This window comes from Streptomyces murinus (assembly GCF_002154555.1).
Classification (GTDB): Bacteria; Actinomycetota; Actinomycetes; order Streptomycetales; family Streptomycetaceae; genus Streptomyces; species Streptomyces murinus.
Window position 1 is genome coordinate 1 of record NZ_MUNF01000357.1, and the last position, 7,585, is coordinate 7,585.

6 protein-coding genes are annotated in these 7,585 nt (G+C 71.9%); 1 reads left to right on the forward strand and 5 read right to left on the reverse strand.

The genetic code is table 11. The annotated features are described in order from the left end of the window. The 3 genes from CCN72_RS21605 to CCN72_RS21615 form a co-directional block, all read right to left on the reverse strand. A partial coding sequence (locus CCN72_RS21605; RefSeq protein WP_086808948.1) for a GMC family oxidoreductase occupies positions 1 to 1,383 on the reverse strand: 1,383 nt, incomplete at its 3' end. A 69-nt stretch (positions 1,384 to 1,452) separates the two neighbouring features. Next, positions 1,453 to 2,973: an aldehyde dehydrogenase family protein gene (locus CCN72_RS21610; protein WP_086808949.1), complete on the reverse strand. Its 1,521-nt coding sequence runs from the start codon at positions 2,971 to 2,973 to the stop codon at positions 1,453 to 1,455. A 160-nt stretch (positions 2,974 to 3,133) separates the two neighbouring features. Continuing rightward, positions 3,134 to 4,102, reverse strand: coding sequence for a LysR family transcriptional regulator (locus tag CCN72_RS21615; protein WP_086808950.1), 969 nt, complete (start codon positions 4,100 to 4,102; stop codon positions 3,134 to 3,136). 95 nt (positions 4,103 to 4,197) lie between these two features. Here CCN72_RS21615 and CCN72_RS21620 point away from each other — a divergent pair, with 95 nt between their 5' ends. Then, positions 4,198 to 5,580 (forward strand): MFS transporter, encoded by a 1,383-nt coding sequence (locus tag CCN72_RS21620; protein WP_086808951.1) that lies wholly within the window; start codon positions 4,198 to 4,200, stop codon positions 5,578 to 5,580. A 163-nt stretch (positions 5,581 to 5,743) separates the two neighbouring features. Here the strand turns inward: CCN72_RS21620 and CCN72_RS21625 are convergent, their stop codons facing one another. Continuing rightward, the gene (locus tag CCN72_RS21625; protein WP_085566190.1) at positions 5,744 to 6,733 is read right to left on the reverse strand and encodes a malate dehydrogenase; all 990 of its coding nucleotides are present in this window, start codon (positions 6,731 to 6,733) and stop codon (positions 5,744 to 5,746) included. Positions 6,734 to 7,039: 306 nt separating this feature from the next. Next, positions 7,040 to 7,585 (reverse strand): DUF2690 domain-containing protein (locus CCN72_RS21630; protein WP_143664161.1); only part of this gene is annotated, 546 nt, incomplete at its 5' end.

Genomic DNA, 7,585 nt, shown 5'->3' on the forward strand with positions numbered 1-7,585 from the left:
GAGTTCGTCGTCGGCCGCGCCCATCCGGCAGGTGCCGGCGGGGTGGTAGACGGTGTGGTGGGCCTTGCGCAGCAGCTCGCTGAGCTGCTCGTCGTCGGTGACCTCGGGACCGGGGAAGACCTCGCGCTTCAGCCAGCCCGCGAACGGCTCGGTCCGGGCGATCTCGCGGGCTATCTTCACGCCGTCGACGAGGGTCCGCGCGTCGTAGCCGTCCTCGTCGGTGAAGTACCGGAAGTCGAGGGCGGGTTTGGCCTCAGGGTCGGCGCTGGTGAGGTAAAGGCGGCCTCGGGCACGGGACTTGGGGATGTTCGGGGTCATCGACACGCCGTGCTCGGGTCGTTCGTAGCCGAGCCGCTCGGGGTTGTCGGTGAAGGGGATCTGGTAGAAGTGGAACATCAGGTCGGGGGCGTCCAGCGACGCGTCCCGGCGCACGAACAGCGCGGCGTCGGAGTCCATCGCGGAGTTCTCCGGCAGCGGCCGGTTGGTCTCCCAGACGATCACCGACTCGGGGTGGTCCTGGAGGTTCTCGCCGACGCCCGGCAGGTCGTGCGCGACCGGGATGCCCAGCTCTTCGAGGTCACGCTTCGGGCCGATGCCGGAGAGCAGCAGCAGGCGCGGGGAGTCGACGGCGCCGGCGCAGACGACGACCTCCCGGCGAGCGCTGATCAGCTGCTCGGTGCCGTCCTTGGTGCGGACGTGGACGCCGGTGGCGCGCTTGCCGTCCAGCTCCAGCCGGTACGCCCAGGTCTCCAGGAACAGCGTGAGGTTGGGGCGGTCGCCGGCCTCCAGATGCGGGTGGAGGTAGGCGACGGAGGCGGAGGAGCGCTTGTTGTTCTCGGGGTGGTAGGCGAGGTCGAGGAAGCCGACGCCCTCGTGGAACGGCTTGTCGTTGAAGCCGATCACCTCGGGGACGCCGATCGCGGTCTTCGTCGCGTCGATCCAGTCCTTGGCGATGGCGTTCTGGTCCTTGTCGGCGACGCGCACGATGTTGTTGCGCAGCCGGGCGTAGTACGCCTCCATCGGCACCGCGCCCCAGCCCTCGGCGCCGGCCCGCTCCCACTCGTCCCAGTCGGAGGGCAGCGGCTTGAAGGAGATCAGGGTGTTGTGCGAGGAGCAGCCGCCGAGGACCTTGGCGCGGCTGTGCAGGATGTGGGAGTTCCCGTTCGGCTGCTCGACGGTGGTGTACTCGTAGTCGAGATCGCCGCCGAGCAGGCCCAGCCAGCGGCGCAGGGTGAGGACGTCCTCGCGGTCGATGTCGCTGGGGCCGCCCTCGATGACGGCGACGGTGACATCGGGGTCCTCGGTGAGGCGGGAGGCGATGACCGAGCCCGCGGTGCCGCCGCCGATGACGACGTAGTCGTAGACGTGGGGGGTGTGGGACATGGGGTGCTGCTCCAGGGGGTGTCGAGAGGTCTCGGGGCCCGAACCGGGGCTTTCCTGAACGGAGTCGGCTCAGCCGGCGAACCAGCGCACCGGCTTCGGCGCGAGGTTCTGGTAGACGTGCTTGGTCTCCCGGTACTCGGCGAGTCCGGCGGGGCCCAGCTCACGGCCGGTGCCGCTCTTGCCGAAGCCGCCCCACTCCGCCTGCGGCAGGTAGGGGTGGAAGTCGTTGATCCAGACGGTGCCGTGGCGCAGCCGGGCCGCGACGCGCCGGGCCCTGCCGGGGTCGCTGGTCCATACGGCGCCGGCGAGACCGTACTCGGTGTCGTTGGCGAGGCGGACGGCCTCGTCCTCGGTGGTGAAGGTCTCGACGGTGAGGACGGGTCCGAAGACCTCCTCGCGGACGACCTTCATCTCGCGGTGGCAGCCGTCGAGGACGGTCGGCTCGTAGTAGTAGCCCGACTCGGGCCGCTCGGGGGCGGGTTCGGGGCGCTTGCCGCCGCAGCGCAGGACGGCGCCCTCGGCGAGCGCGGAGGCGACGTACGCCTCGGTCCTGGCGCGCTGCTGCTCGGAGACGAGCGGGCCGACCTCGACGCCGTCCCCGGTGCCGCGGCCGATCCTGATCCGCTGGGCGCGGCGGGCGAGTTCGGCGACGAAGCGCTCGCGCACCGGCTCCTCGACGATGAGCCGGCCACCGGCCGAGCAGACCTGGCCGCTGTGGATGAAGGCCGCGTTCAGGGCCTGGTCGACGGCGGTGTCGAAGCCCTCCTCGGTGGCGCAGGCGTCGGCGAAGACCACGTTGGGGTTCTTGCCGCCGAGTTCGAGGGCGACCTTCTTCACACTGGGCGCGGCGGCCTGGGCGACCTTGGTGCCGCTGACCAGTCCGCCGGTGAAGGAGACCAGGTCGACGCCCGGGTGCTCGGCGAACCGGGCGCCGACGGTGTGGCCGGGGCCGGTGACGATGTTGGCGACGCCGGCGGGCAGTCCGGCCTCGGCCAGCAGCCCGATCAGCGCGACGGTGGTCATCGGGGTGATCTCGCTGGGCTTGATCACGAAGGTGTTGCCGGCCGCCAGCGCCGGGGCGATCTTCCAACTGGCCTGGAGCAGCGGGTAGTTCCAGGGGGTGATCAGGGCGCAGACACCGACCGGCTCATGGACGACGACGCTGTGGATGTCGGGCGAGCCGGCGTCCACGACCCGGCCGGGGGCCTCGGCGGCCACCAGGTCGGCGAAGTAGCGGAAGGCGTCGGCGACACAGTCGATGTCGACCCGGCCCTCTTCCACGGTCTTGCCCGCGTCTTGGGCCTCCAAACGGCCGAGCGCTTCGCGATCGCGTACGAGGAGGTCGGCGACGCGGCGCAGCAGGGCGGCGCGCTCGGCGACGGGGGTGGTCGGCCAGGGGCCGTGGTCGAACGCCTGCCGGGCCGCGGCCACGGCGCGCTCGGCGTCCTTCTCGTCACCCTCCGCGACCACGGCGAACGGCCGGGCGTCCGCGGGGTCGAGGATCTCCCGGGTCGCCCCGGAGATCGCCGTCAGCCACTCGCCTCCCGCGTGGATGGTCGCCTGGGTCTGTCGTGCCGTGCTTTCCGCCATGATCGGTGTTGCCTTCCGTTACTGTTCGACGCCCCTGTGTCACGCAAAGGGCCGGCTCAGGGACCGTGGCCCCCTGCCCCGGACCTCGGTTTGCATGCGGAATCAGTCACCGAAAGTGCGCGGCGTCACTAAAAAGACGGCGGAAAACAGACAGAAGCGGTTATCCGGGGCGCTGCGTTCGGTCCATGGGACCGGTACAGCCCGTGGCGGCGGGACCGGCGCCCTGTTCCATCAGCTCGCGGACCCGGGTGCGCAGCCAGGCGTGGGCCGGGTCGGCGTCGTGGCGGGGGTGCCAGGCGAAGCCGACCGGGGCGGCCGGGAGCCGCAGCGGGATCTCGAAGACGGTCAGTCCGAGGGGTTCGGCGAGCGGGCGGGCCCAGGGGCTGATCAGGCCGATGAGATCGGTCTCGCGCAGCACGAACAGCGATGCCGGGTAGGTGCCGACGCTGGCCACCACCCGTCGGCTCAGGCCCAACTCGGCCAGCGCCTCGTCGACCGGTCCGCGCAGCCGGCCGCGCCGGGACACGATGAGGTGACCGGCCGCCGAGGCGAACCGTTCGGGGGTCAACTCGCCGTCCAGCAAGGGGTGTCCGCAGCGTACGACGCCGAGCATGTGGTCCTCGTAGACCGTCTCCCGGTGCACCTCGGGGGCGGCGGTGTCGATCACGCCGATCTCCAGGTCGGCGGTGCCCTGGCGCAGAAACGGGGCGTCGATGTGGCTCTCGGACAAGAAGCGCAGCCGGATGCCGGGGGCCTCGCGCGCGGCGCGGGCGAGGAGGGCGGCGCCATGGGTGGCGACGATCGCGTCGTGGCCGAGGATCGTGAAGGTACGGCTCACCGTGCGCAGGTCGGTGTCCCGGCCGGGCGCGAACAGGGCGCGGGCCCGCTCCACCACGGCGCTCACCTCGGCGCGCACGGCCAGGGCGTGCGGGGTCGGCACCAGCTGCCGGCCGGCCCGCACCAGGACGGGATCGCCGAGCGCCTTGCGGATACGGCCGAGGGTGCGGCTCATGGCCGGCTCGGACAGATGCAGCCGTCCCGCGGCACCCCGCACGCTCTGCTCCTCCAGGAGCACGTCCAGCGCGACCAGCAGATTCAGGTCGAGGCCCGTGGATTGCGTCATGCGCATTCATTCCTTGCATAAGTTGCACTGGAGTGCAGGTCAAGGGTGAGCCTACGGTGAGCGGGCATCCCCGAACACCCGTCAAGCTCCCGGGAGGAGCCGTGCCCTCGCACGCCCTGAAACGCCCCGCCCTGCTCGCCCTGTGCGCCTGTGTCCTGGTCGCGCAGAGCATGGTGGCGGCGATCAACCTGCTGATACCGCAGCTGAGTTCGTCCGCGCTGCATCCCTCGCACGCCGAGATCCTGTGGACGGTCGACGCCTATGTCATCGTCTTCGCCGGACTGCTGATCCCCGCCGGGGCGCTCGGTGACCGGCACGGCCGCAAGGGCGCGCTGCTCGCCGGGCTCACGCTGTTCGCGGCGGGCGCCGCGACCAGCGCGCTGGCGGGGGCGCCGCTGGTGCTGATCGTGGGCCGGGGGCTGTCCGGCGCGGGCGCCGCGCTGATCACCCCGGCCACCCTGTCCCTGCTGATGCAGCTGGCGGCGCCGGAGCGGCGGGTCGGCGCGATGGCCGCGTGGACACTGTCGATCGGCCTCGGCGGGGCCGCGGGCAATCTCGGCGGCGGGCTCGCGGGTCAGTTCCTCGGCTGGCGGGCGCTGTTCTGGGCCATGGTGCCGCTCGCGGCGCTGCTGATCGCGGTGGTGGCGCGCGTCGTCCCCCGCACGGAGCGCTCGGCCCGGGGACACACCGATCCGCTCGGCGCGGTGCTGCTGATCGCGGGTCTGGTGGCCGTGCTGTTCGGGATCATCGAGGGGCCGTCGTACGGCTGGCTGTCGGCGCGGATCGCCGGTGCGTTCGGGGCGGGGGCGGTGCTGGTGGCGGCGTTCACGGTGCACGCGCTGCGCGCCCAAGGTCCGCTGTTCGATCCGCGGGTCTTCGCCTCGCCCCGGCTGCGGGCGGCTTCCCTCGGTACCGCCACGAGTTTCTTCGGCCTCTTCTCCCTCTTCTACGTCAACTCGCAGTACCTCCAGGAGGTCAAGGGGTACGGTCCCGCCGTCACCGGGGTGGCGATCATGCCGCTGGTGGCCGGCATGTCGGCCGCGCAGCTCCTGGCCAAGCGCTGGTCCGAGCACCCCCGCACCCTCGTCGGCACCGGGCTCGCGCTCATCGGCCTCGGTCTGCTCGGCGCGTCCACGGCGTCCGGGTCCACCCCGTACGGGCTCTTCGTCTGCTGGCTGCTGGTCATCTCCACCGGCGCGGGCCTGTCCATGCCGCCGCTGACGATGGGCGTCGTCACCTCCCTCCCTCCGCACCAGGCGGGCCTGGGCTCGGGCCTCGGCACCACGGCCCGCGAAACGGGCGCGGCCCTCGGCGTCGCCGTGACCGGCACGGTCCTCTCGGGGCATGCCGACCTGATCCAGGGAATGGGACCGGCGCTGCGGGTGGTGGGGGTGGCGGTGCTGATGGCCACGGGGTTGGTGGTGCGGGGATACGGCAGGCGCGAGACGTCGACCGCACGGCCGACACCGGCGGCAACCCCCTGAGGGGCGCGGGGAACTGCGCGACAAGCCACGACGCACCCGCACCCGGCGGACCACCCCCGGCCCTACGGCGATTCCCCGACGGCACGCGCACGTGGGCCCCGCTCCGGAGAAGAACCGGAGCGGGGCCCACGTGGTTTTACCGCTGAACCGCCGGAGGCGAAGGTCAGATCAGGCCGAGCGCGCGAACCGCCTCGCGCTCCTCCGAGAGCTCCTTGACGGAGGCGTCGATACGGGCGCGGGAGAACTCGTTGATCTCCAGGCCCTGCACGATCTCGTACGTGCCGTCCTTGGTGGTGACGGGGAAGGAGGAGATCAGACCCTCCGGCACACCGTACGAACCGTCGGACGGGATGCCCATGGACGTCCAGTTGCCCTCGGCCGTGCCGTTGACCCAGGTGTGCACGTGGTCGATCGCGGCGTTCGCGGCGGACGCCGCCGACGACGCGCCACGCGCCTCGATGATCGCCGCACCGCGCTTGGCGACGGTCGGGATGAAGTCCTCGGCCAGCCACTTCTCGTCGGCCACGACCTCCGCCGCGTTCTTGCCGCCGACCGTCGCGTGGAAGATGTCCGGGTACTGCGTGGCGGAGTGGTTGCCCCAGATCGTCAGCCGCTTGATGTCGGCGACGGTCGAGCCCGTCTTCTTCGCCAGCTGCGTCAGCGCCCGGTTGTGGTCCAGACGCGTCATCGCGGTGAACCGCTCGGCCGGTACGTCCGGCGCCGCCGCCTGCGCGATCAGCGCGTTCGTGTTGGCCGGGTTGCCGACGACCAGGACCTTGATGTCGTCCGCGGCGTGGTCGTTGATGGCCTTGCCCTGCGGCTTGAAGATGCCGCCGTTGGCCTCCAGCAGGTCACCGCGCTCCATGCCCTTGGTCCGCGGGCGGGCGCCGACCAGCAGGGCCACGTTGGCGCCGTCGAAGGCGACGTTCGGGTCGTCGGAGATGTCGATGCCCTGGAGCAGCGGGAAGGCGCAGTCGTCCAGCTCCATGGCCGTACCCTCGGCGGCCTTGAGCGCCGGGGTGATCTCCAGGAGGCGCAGGCGGACCGGCACGTCCGCGCCGAGCAGCTGGCCGGAGGCGATGCGGAAGAGCAGGGCGTAACCGATCTGGCCGGCCGCGCCGGTGACGGTGACGTTCACGGGAGTGCGGGTCATGGCGTTCTCCGTATGACAGCTGGCGGTGGGGCGTCCCTGCCCCGGGCGGATGATCGATCTCTTGGCATCAAGAGAGATCCAGCGGTCAGGCTATCGCGCATCCGGCATGCGAGACGTGCGGGGCCCTGTGGCTCACCCCACAGAAGATCACGGGAGACGAAAAAGGCGGCCGTCCGTCCGGAGAGGGTGGACGGAAACGGCCGCCTGTGGGGGTACCGGCGTACCGGTTTCCCGTGGGGGGTAACCGTTCGCGTGCCCAGGATCCGCGCGGGCATGCCTGCCGATCCCGAATTCATTCGTTCGGCTTCAGCGCGTGCACCCCGTACGGCCCGACGCGAGCGTGGCGCACGCCGTCGCCCGTGCCGGATCAGGCACGGCGATCATCGGGGTGTAGGCGATGGTGTCGCCCGCCTCGGTGGCCTCCCCGGACTCGCGGACCTTGCCGCGCGCCTCGGTGACCTGGACCTTGTCGCCGGGCACCGCACCGGTGATACGGCCCCACGCGGTGCCGCAGACCTCGCTGTAGCGGACCTCCAGGGTGGTGGTGCCGAGGGTGACGGTCTGGGCCGTGGTCACCTGGTCGCCGCTGCACCCCATCGACTCGGCGTCCTTGCCCACGCAGTCCGCGCCGGAGCACCTCACCCCGGGCGGCAGGCTCGCCCTCGGACTCGCGCTCCGGGCCGGCTTCTTGTGCGCGGCCTCGTGCTTGCCACCGCCGGGGCCCCCGGTGAGGTGGAAGACGCCGAGGATGATCAGCAGCACCGTGACGAACCCGCCGAGGAACATCAGCACCGGCTGCCGGTACCCGGGCCCGGCGTCGGGAGCGGGCGGGGAGGCGGGGGCGGCCATGGC

Coding starts and splice junctions, on each gene's coding strand:
- CCN72_RS21610 (WP_086808949.1), bottom strand. CDS start 2,973: ATGGCGGAAAGCACGGCACGACAGACCCAGGCGACCATCCACGCGGGA.
- CCN72_RS21615 (WP_086808950.1), bottom strand. CDS start 4,102: ATGCGCATGACGCAATCCACGGGCCTCGACCTGAATCTGCTGGTCGCG.
- CCN72_RS21625 (WP_085566190.1), bottom strand. CDS start 6,733: ATGACCCGCACTCCCGTGAACGTCACCGTCACCGGCGCGGCCGGCCAG.